Source organism: Achromobacter sp. ES-001 (genome assembly GCF_019448355.1).
Taxonomy (GTDB): domain Bacteria; phylum Pseudomonadota; class Gammaproteobacteria; order Burkholderiales; family Burkholderiaceae_B; genus Achromobacter; species Achromobacter spanius_B.
In genome coordinates, this window is the sequence record NZ_CP079940.1 from 1,650,102 (window position 1) to 1,673,308 (window position 23,207).

20 protein-coding genes are annotated in these 23,207 nt (G+C 63.7%); 19 read left to right on the plus strand and 1 reads right to left on the minus strand.

The features are described from left to right. The first annotated feature begins 1 nt into the window (after position 1). From hisC to cysM, 12 genes are all read left to right on the plus strand, one after another. Positions 2-1,123 (plus strand): histidinol-phosphate transaminase, encoded by a 1,122-nt coding sequence (gene hisC / locus KYT87_RS07320; RefSeq protein ID WP_219991933.1) that lies wholly within the window; start codon positions 2-4, stop codon positions 1,121-1,123. Next, positions 1,120-2,022 carry a prephenate dehydrogenase/arogenate dehydrogenase family protein gene (locus KYT87_RS07325; protein WP_219991934.1) on the plus strand — a complete coding sequence of 301 codons (903 nt, stop codon included), beginning with the start codon at positions 1,120-1,122 and terminating at the stop codon, positions 2,020-2,022. Before hisC ends, KYT87_RS07325 begins: the two co-directional genes overlap by 4 nt. A 5-nt stretch (positions 2,023-2,027) precedes the next feature. Continuing rightward, on the plus strand, positions 2,028-3,350 hold the full coding sequence (gene aroA, locus KYT87_RS07330; protein ID WP_046802726.1) for a 3-phosphoshikimate 1-carboxyvinyltransferase: 1,323 nt from the start codon (positions 2,028-2,030) through the stop codon (positions 3,348-3,350). A 12-nt stretch (positions 3,351-3,362) separates the two neighbouring features. Beyond that, on the plus strand, positions 3,363-4,058 hold the full coding sequence (gene cmk, locus KYT87_RS07335) for a (d)CMP kinase (RefSeq protein WP_104143140.1): 696 nt from the start codon (positions 3,363-3,365) through the stop codon (positions 4,056-4,058). Between the two features lie 250 nt (positions 4,059-4,308). After that, positions 4,309-6,021 carry a 30S ribosomal protein S1 gene (gene rpsA / locus KYT87_RS07340; RefSeq protein ID WP_046802876.1) on the plus strand — a complete coding sequence of 571 codons (1,713 nt, stop codon included), beginning with the start codon at positions 4,309-4,311 and terminating at the stop codon, positions 6,019-6,021. A 3-nt stretch (positions 6,022-6,024) separates the two neighbouring features. Further along, a complete protein-coding gene (locus KYT87_RS07345) occupies positions 6,025-6,384 on the plus strand; it encodes an integration host factor subunit beta (RefSeq protein WP_046802728.1) in 360 nt (119 codons plus the stop codon). Positions 6,385-6,561: 177 nt separating this feature from the next. Continuing rightward, complete coding sequence (locus KYT87_RS07350; RefSeq protein WP_006225143.1) at positions 6,562-6,876, plus strand: lipopolysaccharide assembly LapA domain-containing protein; 315 nt, start codon at positions 6,562-6,564, stop codon at positions 6,874-6,876. Between the two features lie 66 nt (positions 6,877-6,942). Next, the gene (gene lapB / locus KYT87_RS07355) at positions 6,943-8,157 is read left to right on the plus strand and encodes a lipopolysaccharide assembly protein LapB (protein ID WP_046802730.1); all 1,215 of its coding nucleotides are present in this window, start codon (positions 6,943-6,945) and stop codon (positions 8,155-8,157) included. After that, a complete protein-coding gene (rfaE1, locus tag KYT87_RS07360; protein WP_219991935.1) occupies positions 8,154-9,095 on the plus strand; it encodes a D-glycero-beta-D-manno-heptose-7-phosphate kinase in 942 nt (313 codons plus the stop codon). The genes lapB and rfaE1 overlap by 4 nt, the downstream gene beginning before the upstream one ends. Then, a complete protein-coding gene (gene rfaD / locus KYT87_RS07365; protein ID WP_046802731.1) occupies positions 9,092-10,081 on the plus strand; it encodes an ADP-glyceromanno-heptose 6-epimerase in 990 nt (329 codons plus the stop codon). The genes rfaE1 and rfaD overlap by 4 nt, the downstream gene beginning before the upstream one ends. Positions 10,082-10,274: 193 nt before the next feature. Continuing rightward, entirely contained in the window at positions 10,275-10,757 is a 483-nt protein-coding gene (locus KYT87_RS07370; protein WP_219991936.1) for a DUF655 domain-containing protein, read from the plus strand. A gap of 81 nt (positions 10,758-10,838) precedes the next feature. Continuing rightward, a complete protein-coding gene (gene cysM / locus KYT87_RS07375; protein ID WP_046802732.1) occupies positions 10,839-11,747 on the plus strand; it encodes a cysteine synthase CysM in 909 nt (302 codons plus the stop codon). A gap of 92 nt (positions 11,748-11,839) precedes the next feature. Here cysM and mltB read toward each other — a convergent pair whose 3' ends face one another. Continuing rightward, positions 11,840-12,994, minus strand: a complete 1,155-nt coding sequence (mltB, locus tag KYT87_RS07380) for a lytic murein transglycosylase B (RefSeq protein WP_219991937.1) — start codon at positions 12,992-12,994, stop codon at positions 11,840-11,842. A gap of 10 nt (positions 12,995-13,004) precedes the next feature. Here mltB and KYT87_RS07385 point away from each other — a divergent pair, with 10 nt between their 5' ends. From KYT87_RS07385 to KYT87_RS07415, 7 genes are all read left to right on the plus strand, one after another. After that, a complete protein-coding gene (locus KYT87_RS07385) occupies positions 13,005-13,928 on the plus strand; it encodes a histone deacetylase family protein (RefSeq protein ID WP_082134324.1) in 924 nt (307 codons plus the stop codon). 70 nt (positions 13,929-13,998) lie between these two features. After that, positions 13,999-14,748 (plus strand): electron transfer flavoprotein subunit beta/FixA family protein, encoded by a 750-nt coding sequence (locus KYT87_RS07390; RefSeq protein WP_046802734.1) that lies wholly within the window; start codon positions 13,999-14,001, stop codon positions 14,746-14,748. A gap of 2 nt (positions 14,749-14,750) precedes the next feature. Beyond that, positions 14,751-15,680 carry an electron transfer flavoprotein subunit alpha/FixB family protein gene (locus KYT87_RS07395; RefSeq protein ID WP_046802735.1) on the plus strand — a complete coding sequence of 310 codons (930 nt, stop codon included), beginning with the start codon at positions 14,751-14,753 and terminating at the stop codon, positions 15,678-15,680. A gap of 198 nt (positions 15,681-15,878) precedes the next feature. After that, positions 15,879-17,570 (plus strand): aspartate-alanine antiporter, encoded by a 1,692-nt coding sequence (gene aspT / locus KYT87_RS07400; protein ID WP_219991938.1) that lies wholly within the window; start codon positions 15,879-15,881, stop codon positions 17,568-17,570. A 115-nt stretch (positions 17,571-17,685) separates the two neighbouring features. After that, entirely contained in the window at positions 17,686-19,512 is a 1,827-nt protein-coding gene (locus KYT87_RS07405) for a bifunctional aspartate transaminase/aspartate 4-decarboxylase (RefSeq protein WP_219991939.1), read from the plus strand. Positions 19,513-19,534: 22 nt separating this feature from the next. Further along, the gene (aspT, locus tag KYT87_RS07410; RefSeq protein ID WP_219991940.1) at positions 19,535-21,235 is read left to right on the plus strand and encodes an aspartate-alanine antiporter; all 1,701 of its coding nucleotides are present in this window, start codon (positions 19,535-19,537) and stop codon (positions 21,233-21,235) included. A 72-nt stretch (positions 21,236-21,307) separates the two neighbouring features. After that, a complete protein-coding gene (locus KYT87_RS07415; protein WP_046802739.1) occupies positions 21,308-23,134 on the plus strand; it encodes an acyl-CoA dehydrogenase in 1,827 nt (608 codons plus the stop codon). The last annotated feature ends 73 nt before the right edge of the window (positions 23,135-23,207 follow it).

The window sequence follows — 23,207 nt, forward strand, 5'->3', positions numbered from 1 at the left end:
CATGACCACCGCATCCAAGCCCCTCGTTGCCCCGGCGCACGTCAGCGCCATTGCGCCCTATCAGGCGGGCAAGCCCATTGAAGAACTGGCCCGTGAATTCGGGTTGGATCCGGCGGGCATCGTCAAGCTGGCCTCTAACGAAAACCCCTTGGGCATGCCCAAGTCGGCGCGCGCCGCGATGTTGGCCGCAGCCGAGTCCCTGGCGCGTTATCCGGACCCCAACGGCTTCGATCTGAAGGCCGCGCTGGCCGAACGCTATGGCGTGCCGATGAACTGGATTACGTTGGGCAACGGCTCGAACGACATCCTGGAAATCGCGGCATTGGCGCTGCTGGAGCCGGGTTCGTCGGCCGTCTACGCGCAACATTCGTTTGCGGTCTATCGGCTTGCCACGCAAGCGCGCGGTGCACGCCACATCGTGGTGCCGGCAAAAGACTACGGTCATGACCTTGACGCCATGTTCGACGCCATTGCCGACGACACGCGCTTGCTGTTCATTGCCAACCCGAACAATCCCACCGGTACGTTCGTGCCTGGCGACAAGATTGCGTCTTTCCTGGAGCGCGTGCACGTCGCTCACGGCGATCGCGTCACCGTGGTGCTGGACGAGGCCTACAACGAATACCTGGATCCGGAATATCGCTTCGACAGCACCGCGCTGGCACGCCGTTTCCCGAACCTGATCATTTCTCGCACGTTCTCCAAGGCCTATGGGCTGGCGGGGTTGCGGGTGGGTTTTTCGGTGTCGCAACCGCCGTTGACCGACTTGCTTAATCGCGTGCGTCAGCCGTTCAACGTGAACACGTTGGCACAGGCAGCGGCGATCGCCGCCTTGGGCGATGCCGCCTACCTGGAAGAAGCCTACGCATCGAACAAGTCGGGCAAGGCGCAGCTTTGCACCGCCTTCGATCGGCTTGGGCTGCGCTATGTGCCCAGCTTCGGCAATTTCGTGCTGGTGCACGTGGGCGACGCGCCCCGCATCAATCTGGAATTGCTCAAGCGTGGCGTAATCGTTCGTCCCGTCGCGGGCGATGGCCTGCCGGAATGGTTGCGTGTGTCGATCGGGCTGCCTGAAGAGAACGCCCGCTTTATTGATGCCCTGACCGACATCCTGGCCACATGAACGACGCGTTACCTTCTTCCGATCAGGGGGCCGCTGGCCCCCTGATTCCTGTATTGGCCGTGGTGGGTGTGGGCTTGATCGGTGGTTCGTTTGCCGCCGCGCTGCGCCAGGCAGGGCAGGTGGGGCGCGTGCTGGGCGTGGGGCGTAACGCCGCATCGCTGGCGCGCGCTGTTGAGCTGGGACTGATCGACGAAGCGGTCAGCGCCGAAGATGCCGCCGCACACGCGGATCTGGTTCTTCTATCCACACCGGTCGGTGGCCTGAAAAACGTGTTGTCGCGGATGCTTCCCCATCTGGGCGCCAACACCGTCGTCACCGATGCGGGCAGCACCAAGGCCGAAGTGGTCGATGCGGCGCGCCAAGCGTTGGGCGAGCAAATCGGGCGCTTCGTGCCGGGGCACCCGATTGCCGGCGCCGAGCGCACGGGCCCCGACGCCGCCGATGCCGCGCTGTATCGCGGCCGCACCGTCATCTTGACGCCGTTGCCGCAGAACAGCGCCGCGTCCATCGCGCTGGTGCGTCGTGCGTGGCAAGCCTGCGGCGCCAGCGTCATCGACATGGACGCCGACGCGCACGACCGCGTGCTTGCGTCGGTCAGCCACCTGCCGCATCTGCTGTCCGCCGTCTATATGAAGCAGGTGGCCACGGCCGCCGATGCCCGCACGCGCCTTGACCTGGCGGGTAGTGGGTTTCGCGATTTCACGCGCATCGCGGCGGGTTCGCCCGAGATGTGGCGCGATATCTTTTTATCCAATCGCGACGCGATGCTGGCCGAGCTTGCCGAGGTGCGCGCCGTGCTGGACCGAGCCGAACGCGCCATTGCCAATGGCGACGACGCAGCCTTGCTGGCTTTGCTGGACACTGCGGCCCAGGCGCGCCGCAAGTGGCAACAGGAGTAACTGACATGGGCGCTTTGCCTTATCTGGACCTGCCGCGCGTGCGGCAGGCGCACGGCGTAATGGCCTTGCCCGGTTCAAAAAGCATTTCCAACCGCGTGTTGCTGTTGTCGGCCATTGCCGAAGGCAGCACGCTGATCACCGGGCTGCTGGATTCCGATGACACGCGCGTCATGCTTGGGGCCTTGCGCCAATTGGGCGTGCAGGTGTCCGACCTGGATGCCGGTCGCGTCACGGTAGAGGGCGTGCGTCGTTTTCCGGTGGAAAGCGCGGATCTTTTCATGGGCAATGCGGGCACTGCGATCCGTCCGCTGACCGCCGCGTTGGCGCTGATGGGCGGTGACTACCGACTGTCGGGCGTGCCGCGCATGCATGAACGGCCCATCGGTGATCTGGCGGATGCCCTGAATGCGCTGGGCGCCCGCATCGATTATCTGGGCCAGCCCGGCTATCCGCCGCTGCATATCGGCCGCGGCCAGATCGCCGACGAGGCGGTTACGCGCGTGCAGGGCTCCGTTTCCAGTCAGTTCCTGACGGCCTTGTTGCTGGCCGCGCCGTTGCAGGCCGGCAGCAGTGGCAAGCCCGTGACCATCGAAGTGGTGGGCGAGCTGATCTCCAAGCCTTACATCGAAATCACGCTGAACCTGATGGCGCGGTTTGGCGTGCAGGTGCAGCGCGACGGCTGGAGCCGGTTCGTAATCGAAGGCGGGGCGGGCTACCGCAGCCCGGGCCAGATCGCGGTCGAAGGCGATGCCTCGACAGCGTCCTACTTTCTTGCGCTGGGCGCGATCGGCGGCGGCCCGCTGCGCGTGACTGGCGTGGGCGCGGACAGCATTCAGGGCGATGTCGCCTTCGCCGACACGCTGGCGCAAATGGGCGCCACGGTCACCTACGGGCCCGATTGGATCGAGGTTGCCGGCGTAAGCGTGGCGGACGGGGCGCGTCTGAAGGCCTTCGATACCGACTTCAACCTGATTCCGGACGCGGCCATGACGGCTGCGGCGCTGGCCTTGTATGCCGACGGCCCTTGCCGGCTGCGTAACATCGGCAGCTGGCGCGTCAAGGAAACGGACCGCATCCATGCGATGCAGACCGAGCTTGAAAAGCTGGGGGCAACGGTGGAATCCGGGCCCGATTGGCTGCGGGTCATCCCGCCGGCCCAGGACGCCTGGCGCGACGCGCACATCGGCACCTGGGACGATCACCGCATGGCCATGTGCTTTTCATTGGCGGCTTTCGGGCCCGCCGCCGTTCGAATTTTGGACCCGGGTTGCGTCAGCAAGACGTTCCCGGGTTATTTTGATGTTTACGCAAGCCTCGTGTCGGCCTAGCGCACTTTCACCATGACTTCCTCTTCATTGACTGACTCTTTTGCCGCCGTCATCACGATCGATGGCCCCACCGCGTCCGGCAAGGGCACGGTGGCTCATCGCGTTGCCAAGGCGCTGGGATGGGCCGTGCTGGACAGTGGCGCGCTGTACCGCCTGACCGCCCTGGCAGCCTTGAATCAAGGCGTGTCCGTCGACGATGAGCCCGGTGTGGCGCGCGTGGCCGAAACGCTGGACGTCCGCTTTGACGGCCCGCACGTATACCTGGCCGGCGTCGATGTCGGGCACGACATCCGGCGCGAGGAAGTCGGTAATTTCGCTTCTCGTATCGCCGCGTTTCCGGGCGTGCGCCGGGCTCTGCTGGAGCGCCAGCGCGCGTTTCGGCGGCCTCCCGGGCTGGTCGCCGACGGCCGCGACATGGGCACCGTGGTCTTCCCGGACGCGTCGCTGAAGGTGTTCCTGGTTGCCGATGTGGTGGCCCGGGCCGAGAGGCGGCGTAAGCAGTTGATCGAAAAGGGAATTTCTGCTAATCTAGACGACCTTCTGCGAGACATGCGCGAGCGAGACGCCCGCGATACCGAACGCGCCACGGCGCCGCTGGCTCCCGCAGCAGACGCACACGTACTGGATTCCTCTGATTTGACGATTGCAGAAACGGTGCAGGCAATACTGGATTTTTGGCAGCAGGCCGGCAATAAGGCAGATAGCTGAGGCTATAGCCCAGGCAATTAGCCGATTTGTCGGATTCTGCGCTGCAAAATCGCCCGGACGGTACAACGTATTACGAACGTACAACGTCCGGGCCTAGTTTTATTTGATTAGGCCCTGTCCTCGCCAGGCGCAACCCCCACGGGCCACCCCGCAGGGCAAACCGGCAGGCAGGTATTTTGACTCCACTGTGGCGGGCAATCCGCTGCGGTGTGTTCTTAACGGCCATTTCGGCCCAATGGATTTCAACCCCATGTCTTCCGTTTCCACTACCGCCACCGGCGGCGAAAGTTTCGCCGACCTTTTCGCACAAAGCCTCAAGAGCCAGGACATGAAGTCCGGCGAGGTCATCAGCGCCGAAGTCGTGCGCGTCGACCATAATTTCGTCGTCGTCAACGCCGGCCTGAAGTCCGAAGCGCTGATCCCCCTGGAAGAGTTCCTGAATGACCAGGGCGAGCTCGAAGTGCAACCCGGCGATTTCGTCTCGGTGGCCATCGATTCCCTGGAAAACGGCTACGGCGACACCATCCTGTCGCGTGACCGCGCCAAGCGCCTGTCGGCCTGGCTGCAACTGGAAAAGGCCCTGGAAAACGGCGAGCTGGTTACCGGCACCATCACCGGCAAGGTGAAGGGCGGCCTGACCGTCATGACCAACGGCATCCGCGCGTTCCTGCCCGGTTCGCTGGTGGATCTGCGTCCGGTCAAGGACACCACCCCGTACGAAGGCAAGACCCTCGAATTCAAGGTCATCAAGCTCGACCGCAAGCGCAACAACGTTGTGCTGTCGCGTCGCCAAGTGCTGGAAGCTAGCATGGGCGAAGAGCGTCAAAAGCTGCTCGAAACCCTGCACGAAGGTGCTGTGGTCAAGGGCGTGGTCAAGAACATCACCGACTACGGCGCGTTCGTTGACCTGGGCGGCATCGACGGCCTGCTGCACATCACCGACATGGCATGGCGTCGTGTGCGTCACCCGTCCGAAGTCCTGCAAGTGGGTCAAGAAGTCGAAGCCAAGGTCCTCAAGTTCGACCAGGAAAAGAGCCGCGTCTCGCTGGGCGTCAAGCAGCTGGGCGAAGACCCGTGGGTGGGCCTGGCTCGTCGCTACCCGCAAGGCACCCGCCTGTTCGGTAAGGTCACGAACCTGACCGACTACGGCGCGTTCGTCGAAGTCGAAGCTGGCATCGAAGGCCTGGTCCACGTGTCCGAAATGGACTGGACCAACAAGAACGTCGACCCGCGCAAGGTTGTTACCCTGGGCGAAGAAGTCGAAGTCATGGTCCTGGAAATCGACGAAGACCGTCGTCGTATCTCGCTGGGCATGAAGCAGTGCCGTCAAAACCCGTGGGAAGAGTTCGCCACGAACTTCAAGCGCGGCGACAAGGTCCGCGGCGCCATCAAGTCGATCACCGACTTCGGCGTGTTCGTTGGTCTGCCTGGCGGCATCGACGGCCTGGTTCACCTGTCCGATCTGTCGTGGACGGAAACGGGCGAAGAAGCCGTGCGCAACTTCAAGAAGGGCGACGAGATCGAAGCCGTGGTTCTGGGCATCGATACCGACAAGGAACGCATCTCGCTGGGCATCAAGCAGCTGGAAGGCGACCCCTTCAACAACTTCGTCGCCACGTTTGACAAGGGCGCGGTTGTTCCGGGCACCATCAAGTCCGTCGAAGCCAAGGGCGCTGTTGTCACGCTGTCCGTGGACGTTGAAGGCTACCTGCGCGCTTCCGAGATCTCTTCGGGTCGCGTTGAAGATGCCACCACCGTGCTGAACGCCGGCGACAACATCGAAGCCATGATCGTCAACATCGACCGCAAGACGCGTTCGATCCAGCTGTCGATCAAGGCCCGTGACAACGCCGAGACCGCCGATACGATCCAGCGCATGTCCGACGCCAGCGCTTCGTCCGGCACCACCAACCTCGGCGCGCTGCTGAAGGCCAAGCTGGACCAACAGCGCAACGACGGTTAATTCGTGACCAAGTCGGAGCTGATCGCCGCCTTGGCGGCCCGCTATCCTCAGCTGGCCGCCCGCGACACCGATTACGCCGTCAAGACCGTGCTGGATGCGATGACCCAGGCCCTGGCCTCGGGTCAGCGCATCGAGATCCGCGGCTTTGGCAGCTTCTCGTTGTCGCAGCGGTCTCCCCGCATCGGCCGCAATCCGAAGTCCGGCGAACAGGTGCTGGTGCCTGGTAAACAGGTACCGCACTTCAAGGCAGGCAAGGAATTGCGCGAACGGGTTGACCTGGTCGGCGGCAATGACGAGGACGCCCAGTCTTCTGGATCGGGTGAACCGATGACGTCAATGGCAAGTTTGCACGCCATGCACTGACGAATCGGCTAGTAAGGCTGCCTACGGGCAGATCGGACCGAGAACAGGCCCCTTGAGAAATCAAGGGGCTTTGTTTTTTCCGCTTGGGATTCGTCCCGCTTTTGCGGGGATTTTTTTTCTTGGACGCTTAAGACGTCGCTTACAATTGGCAGTCTTGAATTCTCTGGAGCATGCGTCATGCGCTATCTAGTCTGGGCCCTGCGATTGCTCGTGTTTATTGCGGTGTTGATGTTCGCCTTGAAGAACACCGACCCGGTCGCCGTGAAGTTCTACGCTGACTATGTCGTGCAAGATGTGCCGCTGATTGTCGTGATGCTGGTCGTGTTCGTTGCCGGCGCGTTGTTCGGCCTGTTGCTGACTGTGCCCGCCGCCATGCGCCGCCGCCGCGAGGCCATGCGCTTGCGCCGCGAACTGGACCGCGTCCAGGCCGCTGTCAACGGCACCACGCCCGTCGTGCCCCCCGAAGCCGTTGCCCCGATGTCGCCGCTTTGATGGCGCGCCGATCACTGTACGTGCCGCACTCGCATCCCGCACTGAATAACAGCAAGAGCCCGAAACGTGGATTTTGAACCTTGGTGGCTGATTTTCGTGCCGGTGTTGTTCGCGCTGGGCTGGCTGGCCGCGCGTTTTGACATCCGGCAAATGCTTCGCGAAACGCGCAGCCTGCCCGATTCCTATTTCCGCGGGCTGAACTTCCTGCTCAACGAAGAGCCAGACCGTGCCATCGACGCCTTCGTCGAAGTGGCCAAGCTAGACCCGGAAACAACCGAACTGCACTTCGCGCTGGGCAGCCTGTTCCGTCGCCGTGGCGAAATGGAACGCGCCATCCGCGTGCATCAAAGCTTGCTCAGCCGTTCCGATCTGCCTGAGGCCGAGCGTGAACATGCGCAGCATGAACTGGCGCAGGACTTCCTGAAGGCCGGCATGCTGGACCGCGCCGAAAGCGGTTTCGAACAGCTCAAGGACACGCGCTACGCCTTGCCGGCGCTGCGCTCCTTGATCCGTATCTTTGAATCCGAACACGACTGGCCGCGCGCGATCGAAGCGGTCAAGACCTTGCAGGGCCTGGTCGATGAACCTGTCCCGCAAATCGTGCATTACTACTGCGAGCAGGCGCAGACCGCGCTGTCGGCCAAGCCGGCCGACGTGGACGCGGCGCACAAAGCGCTGGACGCCGCCGACCATGCCTTGTCCACCACCGATGCGGCGGTGGGCAAGGGCGCCAAGGTGCGCACGGCGATGCTGCGTGCGCGCCTGGCGTCGCTGGAACAGGACCCCAAGCGCGAGCGGCTTTATCTGGAATCGGTCATGACCGACGCGCCGGAATTCGCCGGGCTGGTGGCCGAGCCGCTCCTGGCCAACTATCGCGCCGCCAATCAGGTCGTGGCGGGGCTTGATTTCCTGCTCAAGCAATATCAACGGCACGCGTCGCTGGACCTGTTCAACGTGGTGTTTCGCGAACTGCGCGTGCAGCAGGGGGCGGACGTGGCGTGGGCGTTCGCGCGCGGTGCGTTGCGCAGCCATCCGTCCTTGCTCGGCCTGGACCGCCTGCTGGAAGCCGAACTGGCCAACCCGGAAAGCGGCGCCGAAGGCGGGCCGGTGCCTGGCGCCGACCTGACGCTGCTGCGCAGCCTGATTCACAAGCATACGCAACGCCTGGACCGCTATGCGTGTCGTAGTTGCGGATTTCAAGCGCGTCGTTTTTACTGGCAATGTCCCGGCTGCAACGCCTGGGAGACCTACGCGCCGCGCCGCCTGGAAGAACTTGAATGAAGCCTTTTCCCGCCGAAGCCATTTCCCAAAGCCGCGTCCTTGTCGTGGGCGACGTGATGCTGGACCGCTACTGGTTTGGCGAAGTCGAACGCATCTCGCCGGAAGCACCGGTGCCCGTGGTGCGGGTCGCGCGCCGTGAAGACCGCCTGGGCGGCGCCGCCAACGTCGCGCGCAACGTCGCGGCGCTGGGCGGGCAGGTGACGCTGGTGGGCGTGCTGGGCGAGGACGAGGCGGGCGACAGCATCCGCCGCTTGTCCGCCGAAGCCGGCATCCGTGCCGATCTGATTGCCGACCCCTCGCTGCACACCACGTTGAAGATGCGCGTGCTGGGCCGTCAGCAGCAATTGCTGCGCGTGGACTTCGAGCAGCATCCCGAGCAAGCCGCCCTGGACAGCGTGGACGCCGCGCTGGCGCGTCATCTGGCCAACCACGATGTGCTGGTGTTGTCCGACTACGCCAAGGGCGTGCTGACCCGCGTCGAAACGTTGGTCTCCATGGCGCGCCATGCAGGCATACCGGTGCTGGTGGACCCCAAGGGCGACGACTATTCGCGCTATCGTGGCGCGACCCTGGTCACGCCCAACCGGGCCGAAATGCAGCAGGCCGTGGGCCGCTGGAATTCCGAAGCTGAACTTACCGATCGCGCGCAACGCCTGCGCTCCGATCTGGATCTTGAAGCCCTGCTGGTGACACGGTCCGAGCAGGGCATGACATTGTTTACCGATGCGGGACGTGACCACATCGATGCGCAGGCGCACGAAGTGTTCGACGTGTCCGGTGCCGGCGATACGGTATTGGCCACGCTGGCGGTGTCGCGCGCCATTGGCTTGCCGTGGGCCGAATCGATGGGCTGGGCCAACAAGGCCGGCGGCATCGCCGTGGGCAAGTTGGGCACCTCCGTCGTCACCGCCGCGGAACTCGCAGGAGAAATTTCATGATCGTCGTAACCGGAGCCGCGGGCTTCATCGGCAGCAACCTGGTGCGCGGGCTTAACCGCCGTGGCATCCATGACATCATCGCGGTCGACGACCTGACCGAAGGCGACAAGTTCGTCAACCTGGTCGACTGCCAGATCGCCGAGTACATGGACAAGGACGACTTCCGCCGCCGCGTGGCCGACGGCAGCCTGCCCGCCGTGCGCGCGGTGTTGCATCAGGGCGCCTGCTCGGACACCACCGAGCGCAACGGCCGCTACATGATGGACAACAACTACCGCGTCACGCTTGAACTGTTCGAGTTCTGCCAGACGCGACGCATTCCCTTCCTGTATGCCTCGTCCGCCGCCGTCTATGGCGGCTCGTCCGTCTACGTCGAGGACCCGGCCAACGAAGGGCCGCTGAACGTCTACGGGTACTCCAAGCTGTTGTTCGATCAGGTATTGCGCAAGCGCATGGACAGCCTGACCGCGCAGGTGGTCGGCCTGCGTTATTTCAACGTTTATGGCCCGCACGAACAGCACAAGGGCCGCATGGCCTCGGTGGCGTTCCACAACATGAACCAGTTTCTGGAACACGGCCATGTGCGTCTGTTCGCGGGCTGGGACGGTTATGTGGACGGTGGCCAAAGCCGCGATTTCATCTCGGTTGAAGACGTCGTGGCGGTCAACCTGCATTTTCTGGACCATCCCGATCAATCCGGCATCTTCAATTGCGGCACGGGTCGGGCGCAGCCCTTCAATGACGTGGCCGCCGCCGTGGTGAACACGTTGCGTGCCGAACGCGGCGAGGCCGAGCTGACGTTGGCGCAGTTGGTCGAGCTGGATCTGATCCGCTACATCCCGTTCCCGGAAGACCTGAAGGGCCGCTACCAAAGCTATACGCAGGCGGACGTCACCCAGCTGCGCACCGCCGGCTTCCATGCGCCGATGCGAGACGTGCAGACTGGTGTTGCCGAGTACGTGCGCTACTGGCGCGCACGCCGCTGAAACGGGCTACCCAAGCGCGGCCCTACGCCGCGCACCGAGCGAAATCCAGGCCACCCTTCAGGGTGGCCTTTTTTTGCACCCGTAGTTTCCGAGGTGGATCAATCCGTTCACTGCGCGGCCCGCAGGCAGGGCAAACGTCCATGATCCGGGGGTGGTTCGGCATTCGCCGCACCCTTATTTTCCGGAGACCCTAATGAACCCTTTTCTTGTACCCGCCATCGTCCGTCGCGGCGTGTCCATGCCGTGGCGCAAAGCGCGCTTGCCGCAGGCGCCGGCTGGCGCACACAAGGGGCGCCGCCTGTGGCAACACGTGCTGGGCGTCATGCTGGTGAGCGCCGCGCTGGGCTTCACGGCGCCAGAAGCCCGGGCGGTGGACGTCAACCAGGCCACCGCGCAACAGCTGGAGACCATCCGCGGCATCGGCCCGCGCACGGCCGAGATCATCATCAATGAACGCGATCGCGGCGGCCGCTTCGATTCGTTCGAAGATCTGGCCGAGCGCGTGCGCGGCATTGGCGAGAAAAAAGCGCAAGCCTTGAAGGCGGCGGGCTTGCAGGTGGGCGAGGGCGACGGCGCGGCAGGATCGGGCCAAAGCCAGAGCCAGGGCGGGGCGGCGCCCACTGCCAAACCGGCCAAGGGCACACCCAGCACGGCACCGGCGCCTGCCCGACCCTGACGAGGCGGGTCGGCGGCTAACCCCTGGCGAGAGCGCGGCTTTTGCCCGCGCCCGGCGCCAGGCAGAGTTATTATCTTTTGCATGACTACTACCTATCCCACTATCGAGCAGACCGTCGGCAATACGCCGCTGGTGCGTTTGCAGCGCATTCCCGGTGCCGCGGGCGACGCGCGTGGCAACGTCATCCTGGCCAAGCTGGAAGGCAATAATCCCGCCGGTTCCGTGAAGGACCGCCCGGCCTTGTCGATGATCCAGCACGCCGAAGCGCGTGGCGACATCAAGCCAGGCGATACCCTGATCGAGGCTACCAGCGGCAATACCGGCATCGCGCTGGCCATGGCGGCGGCGATGAAGGGGTACCGCATGATCTTGATCATGCCCGACAACCTGTCCGTGGAGCGCAGGGCGGCCATGGCCGCCTACGGCGCCGAGCTTATCCTGACGCCCGCAGACAAGGGCGGCATGGAATACGCCCGCGATCTGGCCACCGAAATGCAGGCCGACGGCCGGGGCGTGGTACTGGACCAGTTCGCCAACCCCGACAACCCCCGCGCGCACGTGGAAACCACCGGCCCCGAACTGTGGACGCAAACCGAAGGGCGCATCACGCATTTCGTCAGCGCCATGGGCACCACGGGCACGATCATGGGGGTGTCGACTTACCTGAAATCCCGCAACCCCGCCGTGCAGATCGTCGGCGCACAGCCGGCCGAGGGCTCGCAGATCCCGGGTATCCGCAAGTGGCCCGAGGCCTATCTGCCCAAGATTTTCGACCGTAGCCGCGTGGACGCCTACGAATCCATCGAGCAATCGGAAGCTGAAACCATGGCGCGCCGGCTGGCTGCCGAAGAAGGCATCTTTGGCGGAATTTCGTCCGCTGGTGCGCTGGTGGCCGCCTTGCGTGTCGCGGAAAGAGTCAACGACGCCACCATCGTGTTCATCGTTTGCGACCGCGGCGACCGCTACCTGTCCACGGGCGTTTTCAACTGATCACGCACGGCAGTGGCGGGGCGCATGCAGCCCCACAATAAAAAAATGCCCCGTTCATCCCGACGGGGCATTTTCGTTTCCGGACGGGCAGATCAGCGCGTGACGCGGGCTTCGATCTCGTACGCCAGGTCCGCCACCGACGTCGCGTAGAAGTAGCTGCGGTTGTACTTGGTCAGCGCGAAGAAGTTGGGCGTGCCGACCCGGTATTGCGCCGTGCCGCGCGCTTCCTCGACCAGGTCCACCACCCCCAGCGGTTGGGTGCCCCAGCCATTGCTGCTGGCGCCCGGCTGCAAGCGCGCGCCGGCTGCCGACAGGGTGCCCCAGGTTTGTTTGGGTTCAAGACCGCCGTCGACCAAAGCGGTGGGGTCCGCCGGCAACACCACCGGTGCAAACACGGGCAAGCCGCGCTGCCAGCCGTGCTGCGCCAGGAAGCTGCCCACGGACATGATCGCGTCCTGCGTGTTATTGGTCAGGTCGATATGGCCGTTGTCGTCGCCGTCCACCGCGTAATGCATGATGCTGGTGGGCATGAACTGCGGCATGCCGATTGCGCCCGCGTACGAGCCCTGCGTTTCAAGATCCAGCTTGTCTTTCATGACCAGCGTCAGGAAGTCGGCCAGTTGGCCCCGGAACATCGCGGCGCGCTCGGGCTTGTTGGCATCGGGATAGTCAAAGGCCAGCGTCGCCAGCGCGTCCAGCACCCGGAAGTTGCCCATGTTGCGGCCGTACAGGGTTTCGACGCCGATGATGGACGCGATGATGGGGGCCGGCACGCCAAAGCGCTGGGCGGCCTGATTGAGCAGGTCGCGGTTTTCGTTATAGAACTCGACACCCCAGCCGATGCGCTTGGGTTCCACGAAGCGCGAGCGATACGTCAGCCAGCTGCGCCAGATTTTCTTGCCCGGCGGCGCCGGCGCGATCAGCCTGGATACCGTGGCGTTGTAGCGCGAGCTTTCCAACGCCTTGACCATCGGGTCCAGCGGCAATTGGCGTTCGGCCGCCAGATCCTGCACGAAGCTGCGCACTTCCGGACGCAGCGCGCCGGTGGCGGTCAGCGTGGCAGGGGCGTCATCCGGCAACTCGGAGCCGGGTGTCGGCGTGGCGGGTCCGATGCGGATAGCGGCGTTTGCGGAAGCGGCCGCGGGCTGGGCCGAAAGGGTATTTGGAGCAGAGGGGGCGGTGGTGGAGCAGCCCGCCAGCAGGGCGGAAAGCGTTCCGAGTTGCAGTAATCGCCGACAGATGAACATAATCTTCCTTATGGAGACCATGTATCTTACCCACCCGGCTTGCCGCTTGCATGAAATGGGCAGTTGGCACCCCGAAAGCCCGCAGAGGCTGGATGCCATTTCCGACCAGCTATTGGCCAGCGGCCTGATGCCCTATCTGGACGACCGGCAAGCGCCGCAGGCGTCGCGCCACGACATTTTGCGCGTGCACACCGTCCAGTATCTGGACAGTTTGCGCGAACATACGCCGGACCAAGGGTATTACCCAATCGATCCCGATACGCTGATGAATCCCCACACCTACGAAGCGGCCCTGTACGCGGCGGGCGCGGGGGTCGCGGCGGTGGATGCCGTCATGGGTGGCGAAGCCCGCACGGCGTTCTGCGCGGTGCGTCCGCCCGGGCATCACGCCTGCCGTTCGCAGGCCATGGGTTTCTGCTTTTTGAACAACGTCGCGATCGCAGCGCGCCATGCGTTGGACTTTCATGGCCTGTCGCGCGTGGCCATCGTTGATTTCGACGTGCACCACGGCAACGGCACCGAGGACGTCTTCGCGGGCGACGAGCGCGTGCTGATGTGCAGCTTTTTTCAGCATCCGCTCTTTCCCAACAGCGGCGCCGACCAGCCCGCGGACAACATGCTGAACGTGCCCGTGCCGGCGTATACCGTGGGGCCGGCGGTCAGGACGATCGTCACCGACCAGTGGCTGCCCCGGCTTGAAGCTTTCCGCCCGGAACTGATTCTGGTGTCGGCCGGATTCGATGCGCATCGGGAAGACGACATGGGCCAGATGGGCCTGGTCGAGGCCGACTACGCCTGGATCACCGAGCAGCTGGTCGAGGTGGCTGAACGGCACAGTCAGGGCCGGATCGTCAGCACGCTTGAAGGTGGTTACAACTTATCTGCACTGGGACGCAGTGTCGTTGCGCATATACGAGCGCTGGCGAAGCTGTAGAATCAGGAAAAAATTGTGCAATGCGATCCCGGCGCATGCCGGGTATTTATTTCCATTTGGAGGCAGCGGGATGAAGGTGTTGGTACCTGTCAAGCGCGTCGTTGACTACAACGTCAAGGTGCGCGTCAAGTCGGATCAGACTGGCGTGGATATCGCCAATGTGAAGATGTCCATGAACCCCTTTGACGAAATCGCCGTCGAAGAAGCGACCCGGCTCAAAGAGAAGGGTGCCGTCGCTGAAGTCGTGGCGGTTTCTTGCGGCGTTGCGCAATGCCAGGAGACGCTGCGCACCGCCATGGCCATTGGCGCCGATCGTGGCGTGCTGGTTCAGACCGATGCCGAACTCCAGCCGCTGGCCGTCGCCAAGCTGTTGAAGGCCTTGGTCGATAAAGAGCAGCCGCAACTGGTGATCCTTGGCAAGCAAGCCATCGATGATGACGCCAACCAAACCGGCCAGATGCTGGCCGCGCTGCTGGACTGGCCGCAAGCTACGTTCGCCAGCAAGGTTGAACTGGCCGACGGCAAGGTCACGGTCACGCGTGAAGTGGACGGCGGGCTGGAAACGCTGACGCTGACGCTGCCGGCCATCGTCACCACCGACCTGCGCCTGAACGAGCCGCGTTACGTCACGCTGCCCAACATCATGAAGGCCAAGAAGAAGCAGTTGGACACCGTCACGCCCGAAGAACTGGGTGTTGATCCCGCGCCGCGCCTGAAGACGCTGAAGGTCAGCGAGCCGCCCGCCCGCAAGGCCGGCATCAAGGTGGCCGACGTTGCGGCCCTGGTGGACAAACTCAAGAACGAAGCGAAGGTGGTCTGAACATGACGACGCTGGTTATTGCCGAACACGATAACGCCCAGCTCAAGGGCGCAACCCTGAACGCCGTCGCCGCCGCCGCCAAGATCGGAGGCGACGTGCACGTGCTGGTCGCCGGCGCCAATGCGCGTGCGGTGGCCGACCAAGCCGCTGCCGCCGCAGGCGTCGCCAAGGTCCTGTTGGCCGACGCGCCGCAACTGGCTGACGGCCTGGCGGAAAACGTCGCGGCGCAAGTGCTGGCCGTGGCCTCCAACTACAGCCACATCTTGTTCCCGGCCACCGCGTCGGGCAAGAACGTGGCGCCGCGCGTGGCTGCCAAGCTCGACGTCGCGCAGATTTCCGACATCATCGGCGTGGAATCGGCCGACACGTTCCAGCGCCCCATCTACGCGGGTAACGCCATTGCCACCGTGCAATCGGCCGACGCCGTCAAGGTCATCACCGTGCGCACGACGGGCTTTGACGCCGTTGCCGCGCAGGGCGGTTCGGCCGCTGTGGAAGACGTGGCTGCCGTGGCGGATTCGGGCAAGTCCACCTTCGTGGGCCGTGAAGTCGCCAAGAGCGATCGCCCCGAACTGGCCGGCGCTCGCGTCGTGGTTTCGGGCGGCCGTGGTTTGGGCAGCGCCGAGAACTTCAAGATCCTGGACCCGTTGGCGGACAAGCTGGGCGCCGCCCTGGGTGCCTCGCGCGCCGCCGTCGACGCCGGCTATGCGCCGAACGACTGGCAAGTGGGCCAGACCGGCAAGATCGTTGCGCCGCAGCTGTACGTGGCCGTTGGTATTTCCGGCGCCATCCAGCATTTGGCCGGCATGAAGGATTCGAAGGTCATCGTGGCCATCAACAAGGATCCCGAAGCCCCGATTTTCGGCGTGGCCGATTATGGCTTGGTGGGCGACCTGTTCCAGGTCGTACCTGAACTGACCGGCGCCCTGTAAAACTCAGCGCCGTCGTCAGTATGAAAACCCCGCGGACGCATCGTCCGCGGGGTTTTTTTTGGTCTGCGATGATCCGCGATAGTTTGATATCTATGTAGTATTTCTTTTGAATTTCTGAAAGATTCTGATAATGTGTTCCGCGCGCAGCAGGATTTTTCGCGTACGTGCTCGACCTGTACAGAACGAAGGAGATTCGGGATGGAATGGTTCTTTGACACATTGCGGAAGTACCCAGAGTTGGCGGTCTTTCTAACCCTTGGTTTGGGCTACTGGATCGGAGCTAAAAAACTTTTTGGCTTTAATCTGGGCGCGGTAACAGGCACGTTGCTGGTAGGTGTGTTGGTCGGCCAACTTGATATCACCATTGCCCCGATTCTCAAGCAGGTGTTCTTCCTGCTTTTTCTTTTTGGTCTTGGCTACGGCGTCGGGCCACAATTCTTCCGCGGCATGAAAAGCGATGGCCTTCCCCAGGTCATCTTCGCGGTCATCATCTGCGTCATCTGCTTGCTGGTCACCTGGGCCACCGCCGTCGGATTTGGCTTTGACGCCGGTACCGGCGCCGGGCTGCTGGCCGGCGCACAAACCATTTCGGCGGTAATGGGCGTGGCCACGGACACGATCAACGGGCTGGGCGTGGACGCCGCGACGAAGAAGAAGTGGATCGACAGCATCCCGGTGGCCTACGCCGTCTGCTACATCTTCGGCACGGTCGGCAGCGCCTGGTTGCTGGCCTCGCTGGGCCCCAAGCTGATGCGCGTGGACATCGTCAAAGAGTGCAAGGAATACGAAGCCAAGATGTCCGGTGGCGCCGATTCCATGGAACTGTCCGGCTACCGCAAGTTCACGGCCCGCGCCTACAAGCTGGGTCACACCGATCTGGTGGGCAAGACGGTGGGCGATCTGGAAGCGCGCTTTGTCGACGCGCGCGTGTTCGTGGAACGCATCCGCCGCGGCGACCAGATCATCGATAACGATTCCAGCACCGTGCTGCAGGCGGGCGATGTGCTGGGCGTGACGGGGCGCCACGACGCGCTGGTGTTGCAGGCCGGCGGCATCATCGGCAACGAAGTCGAGGACAGGGACGTCATCAACCTGCCCGCCGAGATTGTCGAGGTCGTGCTGACCAACAAGAATGTGGCCGGCAAGACGCTTAAGGAATTGGCCGAAAACGAAACCGTGCGTCAGCTGGGCCGGGGCGTGTTCCTGCGCAAGGTTGTGCGCGGCGGTCACGACATGCCGGTCAATTGGGGGCTGAAACTGGACCGCGGCGATCGCCTGTTTGTGCTGGGCGCCAAGCGTGACGTCGAGCGCGTCGTGGCCAAGCTGGGCTATGTGGACCGGGCCACCGAGCAGACCGACATGGTGTTCGTCGGCTTCGGCATCTTGCTGGGCGGGTTGTTCGGCTCGCTGGTGCTGACGGTCAGCGGCATTCCCATTACCTTGTCGACGTCCGGCGGTGCGCTGATATCGGGCCTGGTCTTCGGTTACCTGCGATCCGTGCATCCCACCTTCGGCCGCGTGCCGGAACCGGTGCATTGGTTCTTGACGTCTGTCGGGTTGACGGCGTTTGTGGCGGTGGTCGGCATCACCTCCGGGCCGGGCTTCGTGCAGGGCTTCCAACAATTGGGCGCCAAGCTTTTCGTGGCCGGCATCATCGCCACCAGCGTGCCGATGATCCTGGGCGTGTTCATCGCCCGATATGTCTTCAAATTCCATCCCGCCATCGTGCTGGGCGTCTGCGCTGGCGCCCGCACCACGACGGCGGCGATCGGCCAAATCACCGAGACGGCGAAAAGCCAGGTGCCCGCCCTGGGCTACACGGTGCCCTATGCAATCGGCAATACCCTGCTCATTATCTGGGGCATTGTCATTGTCATGCTGATGACTTAGTGGGACGCCCCGCAAGCCTGTTCAGGGCTTGCGGGCAGCACATCGTGGCGGCGGGCGTACCCGCCCGCGCCGCTCCGCCAGCGCTTGTCAAAACGCAAACCAGGAGTACCTAAAAATGGCTTCCACCGCGCCTCTCACTGTCAGTCTGGCTTCCGCCTTGAACACAACCCGCTCGCGTCAACGCGACCTTGAACAGCTGTCGCCCTTCGAATTGAAGGATTATCTGATTACCTTGGCCAAGGAGAATCAGCACACGGCCGCCTTGACCATGTTGAACGCCGGTCGCGGCAACCCGAATTGGATCGCCACCGAGCCGCGCGACGCCTTCTTCCTGATGGGCCAGTTCGCCATGAAAGAGGCGCGTCGGGTGCGTGACGACGCCATCTTGGCGGGCATGCCCGCCAAGAAGGGCTGCGCCGACCGCCTGCGAAAGTTCTTGTCCAAGCACAAGGGCGAGGACGGCTACGACTTCCTGGTTGGCGTGCTCGAATACGGCGTCAAGGTCAAGAGTTTTGACCCCGACGAATGGATCCATGAACTGACCGACAGCATCATCGGGGACAACTACCCCGTGCCGCCGCGCGCGCTGGTGCACACCGAACAGATCGTGCACGACTACCTGATCAAGGAAATGTGCGACGGCCGGCCGCCCAAGGGCAAGTTCGACCTGTTCCCGGTTGAAGGTGGCACGGCCGCCATGTGCTACATCTTCGACTCGATGATGCAGAACGGCCTGTTGAAGCAGGGCGACACTATCGCGCTGTTCCTGCCGACTTTCACGCCCTATATCGAAATCGCGCACCTTGAGCGTTTCCAATTCAAGATCGTTGCCATCAACGCCAGCAGCCTGCGGGCCGACGGCACGCACGATTGGCACTATCCCGCCTCTGAAATCGCCAAGCTGGAAAATCCCAAGATCAAGCTGGCCGTGACGGTGAACCCCAGCAATCCGCCGTCGGTGGCGTTCAGCCCGGTCGAAATGAAGCAGATCGTGCGCCTGATCCGCAAGAATCCTGATCTGGTGCTGGTCACGGACGATGTGTACGGCACGTTCGTGCCGAACTTCCGTTCGCTGATGGCCGAAGTGCCGCACAACACCATCTGCGTCTATTCCTTTTCCAAGAACTTCGGTTGCACGGGTTGGCGCCTGGGCGTGATTGCCACGCACGAGAAAAACACCATGGATCGGCGCATCGCCGAACTGCCCGCGGCGTGGAAGCAGCGTCTGAACAAGCGCTACGGCGCCATGACGATGGAGCCGGAAAAGCTCAAGTTCATCGACCGCATGGTGGCCGACAGCCGCAACGTGGCGCTGAACCACACGGCGGGCCTGTCCCTGCCGCAGCAGGTGCAGATGTGCTTTTTTGCGCTGTCCCACTTGCTGGACCTGAAGGACGCCTACAAGCACCTGACGATGGAGATCGTGCGTGCGCGCCGCGACTCGCTGTGGAGCGGGCTGGGTATCCCGGTGCCCCCGGAAGATCCCATGCGCGCCTGGTATTACGTGGAACTGGACTTCATGGTCTGGGCCAAGGTCATGTATGGCGATGCCTTCTGCAAGTACATGACGTCGAACTACGAGCCCGTGGACTTCCTGTTCCGGCTGGCCGAGAAGACGGGCGTTGTGCTGATGGATGGCGGCGGCTTCGGCGGGCCGCCCTGGTCGATCCGTATCTCGCTGGCCAACCTGGATGATGCCGATTACGCCAAGATCGGCAAGTACATGGTCGAGTGCGCGACCGAGTACGTCGAGGCATGGAAGGCGTCCGAACTGGTGCGTTCGGGTCCGACTGCCGGCAAGGGCCAGACGGTGAAAGCCGGCGCGGCCAAGCGCGCGGCAAAGACGGCCACGAAGAAGGTCGCCAAGAAGGCGGTGAAGAAAGCCGTCAAGCAAGCGGACACGGCGGCCAAATCCGCCAAGAAGGCGACCGCCCGTAAGTAGGCAACCACAGGCGACATGAGCTATGACGTGCTCGATCGGGTTTTTCAATAGCGTCCCCATCGCGGTGTTGTTCGTCACGGTGGGTTTGGGATACCTGATCGGCAAGCTCAAGGTCGGGCCGATTCAGCTGGGCGGCGTGTGCGGCACGCTGATCGTCGCCCTGCTGATCGGCCAGACGGGCTGCCAGATGCGCGGGGACCTGAAAGAGGTGGCCTTCGCGCTGTTCATCTTCGCCATGGGCTATTCGGGCGGCCCGCAGTTCTTTGCCAACCTGAATCGTTCCAGCCTGCGCTATATCGCGCTGCCCATCATTGAAGCGTTGCTGGTGCTGACCATCGTGTTGTCGGCCGTGCCGCTGTTTGGCCTGGATGCCGGTACGGCGGCGGGGCTGGCGGCAGGCGCCGCAACCGAATCGGCGGTGGTCGGCACCGCTGCCGAAGCGCTCAAGCACCTGGGCTTGCCGGATGCAGAGGTGCAGCGCATGGAGGCCAACATCGCCACGGCCTACACGCTGACCTACCTGGTGGGCTTGATCAGCATTGTGTTTTTTACCAGCCAGCTGGCCCCGGCGTTGTTGCGCATCAACTTGCGCCAGGCGTCCAAGGCGCTGGAGGCCAAGCTGGGCGTCGCGTCCGGTGAAGACGAAGACATCAACCTGCCCACCTTGCCGCGCCTGGTGGGGCGCGCCCACGTGGTCAAGGACGCCGACGGCATGAAGGTGGGTGACGTCGAGGCTCAGTTGGGTGGCCGTACCGTGATCAGCCGCATCCTGCGCAACGGCGCGGCGCTGGACGTTACTCCCGAGGACACGCTTGCCACGGGCGACATCGTGGTAGTGCTGGGCTTGCGCCGTTTTGCGCTGCGGGCGGGCGCGGTGGTCGGGCCAGAAATTCAGTTGCCGGAAGCGCACGCCGATGATCTGCAAATGCGCGAGCTTGCGGTCATCGTCAACAAAAAGAACGTCAATGGAATCACCATGGGCGAGCTGGGCAAGCGCCCGGGCGCCAAGCGGGCGCGCGGCGTCTTCGTGCAGTCGATCATGCGGTCTGGGCACGCCTTGCCGCTGACGCCGGCGACCATCGTGCAATACGGTGACCTGGTCACGCTGGTGGGCGCCGAACCCGAACTGGCGCAGGCGGGCGCAGCCCTGGGCAGCGAGCTGCGCCGCAGCGGTGTCACCGATCTGGTGTTCCTGGCCTTCGGCATTCTGGCGGGCTTGATGATCGGCAGCCTCAGTGCGCGCATGTGGGGCATCCCGGTGTCGCTGGGTAGCGGCGGCGGGGCGCTCGTCAGCGGGTTGGTGTGTGGCTGGATCAATGCCAAGCGGCCGTCGCTGGGCCACATTCCGGACCACGCCGTGCAGCTGTTGAAGGACCTGGGGCTGGCGGTGTTTGTGGCCTGCGTGGGCTTGTCGGCCGGACCAGAAGCCGTATCGCTGATCCGCGAACACGGCGCCGTGCTGCCATTGATCGGCTTGCTGGTTTCGCTGGGGCCGGCCTGCCTGTCATTGTGGGTGGGCCACAAGATACTGAAGATTGAAGGCCCGCTGCTGGTGGGCGCCATTGCCGGGCAGCACGTCAGCACGCCCGCCATCAGCGCCATCTTGAACTCCAGCGGAAGTTCCGTGCCGCTGCTGGGTTACACCGTGACCTATGCCATCGCCAACGTGCTGCTGCCGGTGCTGGGACCCATCATTGTGTCGTTGGCGTACCATCTGAGTTAAGACGCGTATCTGAAAGACGCAGCAGAGGCGAGGCGCTTGGCGCCTCGCTGTCGTTTTGCACACGGAGACATCATGCCCTACGTAACCCCGCTACAGGAGTTCCGCTTTACGCTGAACGAACTGGCCGGCCTGGACGACATCCTTGCATTGCCCGGCTTCGGTGACGTCACGCCCGATCTGGTTGACGCCATTCTGCAAGAGAACGGCCGGTTTGTGGAGCAGGCCGTCGCGCCCTTGAATGTGCCCGGTGACACGCAGCCGCCTGTGTGGAAAGACGGCCATGTCACGACCACGCCCGGTTATGCGCAGGGCTTCAAGGACTACGCCGCCGGCGGCTGGCAGGGCTTGCAGCATCCGCAAGAGTGGGGCGGGCAAGGCCTGCCCAAGCTGGTCGCCGCCGCGCCGGGCGAAAACATCCAGGCCGCCAGCCTGGCATTTTCCTTGTGCCCCATGCTGACGGACGGGGTGATCGAAGCGCTGCTGACCGTGGGCTCGGACGCGCAACGCCGCGAGTACGTGCCGAACCTGATCGCGGGCAAATGGACGGGCACCATGAACCTGACCGAGCCGCAAGCGGGTTCGGATCTGGCGCAGGTCGCCACACGCGCCGTGCGCCAGGACGACGGCACGTTCCGCCTGTTCGGCCAGAAGATCTTCATTACCTTCGGCGAACATGATCTGGCTGAAAACATCATCCACCTGGTGCTGGCCCGCACGCCGGACGCGCCCGCCGGCGTAAAGGGTATTTCGCTGTTCATCGTGCCCAAGTTCCTGGTCGACGCCAACGGCGCCGTTGGCAAGCGCAACGATGTCTGGTGCGCATCGCTGGAGCACAAGCTGGGCATCCATGGCAGCCCCACCGCCGTGTTGTTGTATGGCTCGGGCCAGGGCGATGTCGGCGAGGGCGCCGTCGGTTATCAGGTCGGCGAATTGAATCGCGGCCTGGAATACATGTTCATCATGATGAACGCGGCGCGCTATTCGGTGGGGCAGCAGGGTATCGGCGTATCCGAACGTGCCTACCAGCATGCGCTGGCCTATGCGCGTGAACGCGTGCAGGGCCGCGCGGTGGAAGGCTCGGCCGGGCCTGTGGCCATCGTGCGCCATCCAGACGTGCAGCGCATGCTGCTGACCATGAAGGCCCTGACCGAGGCGGCGCGTGCCGTGTCCTATGTGACGGCCGCCGCCCACGACAAGGGCACGCATCACCCCGACCCCGAACAGCGCTCGCGCAACCGCGCGTTCTATGAATACATGGTGCCCGTGGTGAAGGGCTACTCGACCGAAATCGCCGTTGAGGTCGCGTCGCTGGGCATCCAGGTGCATGGCGGCATGGGCTTCATCGAGGAAACGGGGGCGGCGCAGTTTTACCGGGATGCCCGCATTCTGCCGATCTACGAAGGCACCACCGCCATCCAGGCCAACGACCTGGTGGGTCGAAAGACGCAGCGCGACGGCGGCGCCACCGCCTACGCGGCCATCGCCGCCATGCGCGAGACCTTGCGCGCCGTCGAGGCCGAGTCCACGCGCGCGGCAGCGCCGGAACGCGATGCGCTGCGCCTGTTGCGCGACAACCTGGATGGCGCCATCCAGGCCTATGAGGCCGGCGTGGGTTTCATTCTTGAGCAATCCGCCGCCAACGTGCGCGCGGTGTTTTCCAGCAGCGTGCCATACCTGATGCTGGCCGGCGTGGTGCATGGCGGCTGGCAGATGGCACGCGCCGTATTGGCGTGCCGTCGGCATATCGCTGCCGGTTCGTCAGACCCGTTTTACAAAACCAAGATCGCGACCGGGCTGTTCTATGCCGCCCACATCCTTCCGCGCGCCCTGGCGCTGTCGGCGGCGGTGCGCGCGGGCGTGGTCGCGGACGCCTGCGGGGCGGCCGCGGATATTGCATAAGGTTATATGGCTTGCGTATTTCCTCGACCGAAGGTTTGATGGAAGAATCGTTTCGCAAGCAGTAAGCTCGGCT

What these genes read in the sequence shown, in the direction of transcription:
- hisC (WP_219991933.1), top strand. Translation starts at nt 2, where the DNA reads ATGACCACCGCATCCAAGCCCCTCGTTGCCCCGGCGCACGTCAGCGCC.
- KYT87_RS07325 (WP_219991934.1), top strand. Translation starts at nt 1,120, where the DNA reads ATGAACGACGCGTTACCTTCTTCCGATCAGGGGGCCGCTGGCCCCCTG.
- aroA (WP_046802726.1), top strand. Translation starts at nt 2,028, where the DNA reads ATGGGCGCTTTGCCTTATCTGGACCTGCCGCGCGTGCGGCAGGCGCAC.
- cmk (WP_104143140.1), top strand. Translation starts at nt 3,363, where the DNA reads ATGACTTCCTCTTCATTGACTGACTCTTTTGCCGCCGTCATCACGATC.
- rpsA (WP_046802876.1), top strand. Translation starts at nt 4,309, where the DNA reads ATGTCTTCCGTTTCCACTACCGCCACCGGCGGCGAAAGTTTCGCCGAC.
- KYT87_RS07350 (WP_006225143.1), top strand. Translation starts at nt 6,562, where the DNA reads ATGCGCTATCTAGTCTGGGCCCTGCGATTGCTCGTGTTTATTGCGGTG.
- rfaE1 (WP_219991935.1), top strand. Translation starts at nt 8,154, where the DNA reads ATGAAGCCTTTTCCCGCCGAAGCCATTTCCCAAAGCCGCGTCCTTGTC.
- rfaD (WP_046802731.1), top strand. Translation starts at nt 9,092, where the DNA reads ATGATCGTCGTAACCGGAGCCGCGGGCTTCATCGGCAGCAACCTGGTG.
- KYT87_RS07370 (WP_219991936.1), top strand. Translation starts at nt 10,275, where the DNA reads ATGAACCCTTTTCTTGTACCCGCCATCGTCCGTCGCGGCGTGTCCATG.
- cysM (WP_046802732.1), top strand. Translation starts at nt 10,839, where the DNA reads ATGACTACTACCTATCCCACTATCGAGCAGACCGTCGGCAATACGCCG.
- mltB (WP_219991937.1), bottom strand. Translation starts at nt 12,994, where the DNA reads ATGTTCATCTGTCGGCGATTACTGCAACTCGGAACGCTTTCCGCCCTG.
- KYT87_RS07385 (WP_082134324.1), top strand. Translation starts at nt 13,005, where the DNA reads ATGGAGACCATGTATCTTACCCACCCGGCTTGCCGCTTGCATGAAATG.
- KYT87_RS07390 (WP_046802734.1), top strand. Translation starts at nt 13,999, where the DNA reads ATGAAGGTGTTGGTACCTGTCAAGCGCGTCGTTGACTACAACGTCAAG.
- KYT87_RS07395 (WP_046802735.1), top strand. Translation starts at nt 14,751, where the DNA reads ATGACGACGCTGGTTATTGCCGAACACGATAACGCCCAGCTCAAGGGC.
- aspT (WP_219991938.1), top strand. Translation starts at nt 15,879, where the DNA reads ATGGAATGGTTCTTTGACACATTGCGGAAGTACCCAGAGTTGGCGGTC.
- KYT87_RS07405 (WP_219991939.1), top strand. Translation starts at nt 17,686, where the DNA reads ATGGCTTCCACCGCGCCTCTCACTGTCAGTCTGGCTTCCGCCTTGAAC.
- aspT (WP_219991940.1), top strand. Translation starts at nt 19,535, where the DNA reads ATGACGTGCTCGATCGGGTTTTTCAATAGCGTCCCCATCGCGGTGTTG.
- KYT87_RS07415 (WP_046802739.1), top strand. Translation starts at nt 21,308, where the DNA reads ATGCCCTACGTAACCCCGCTACAGGAGTTCCGCTTTACGCTGAACGAA.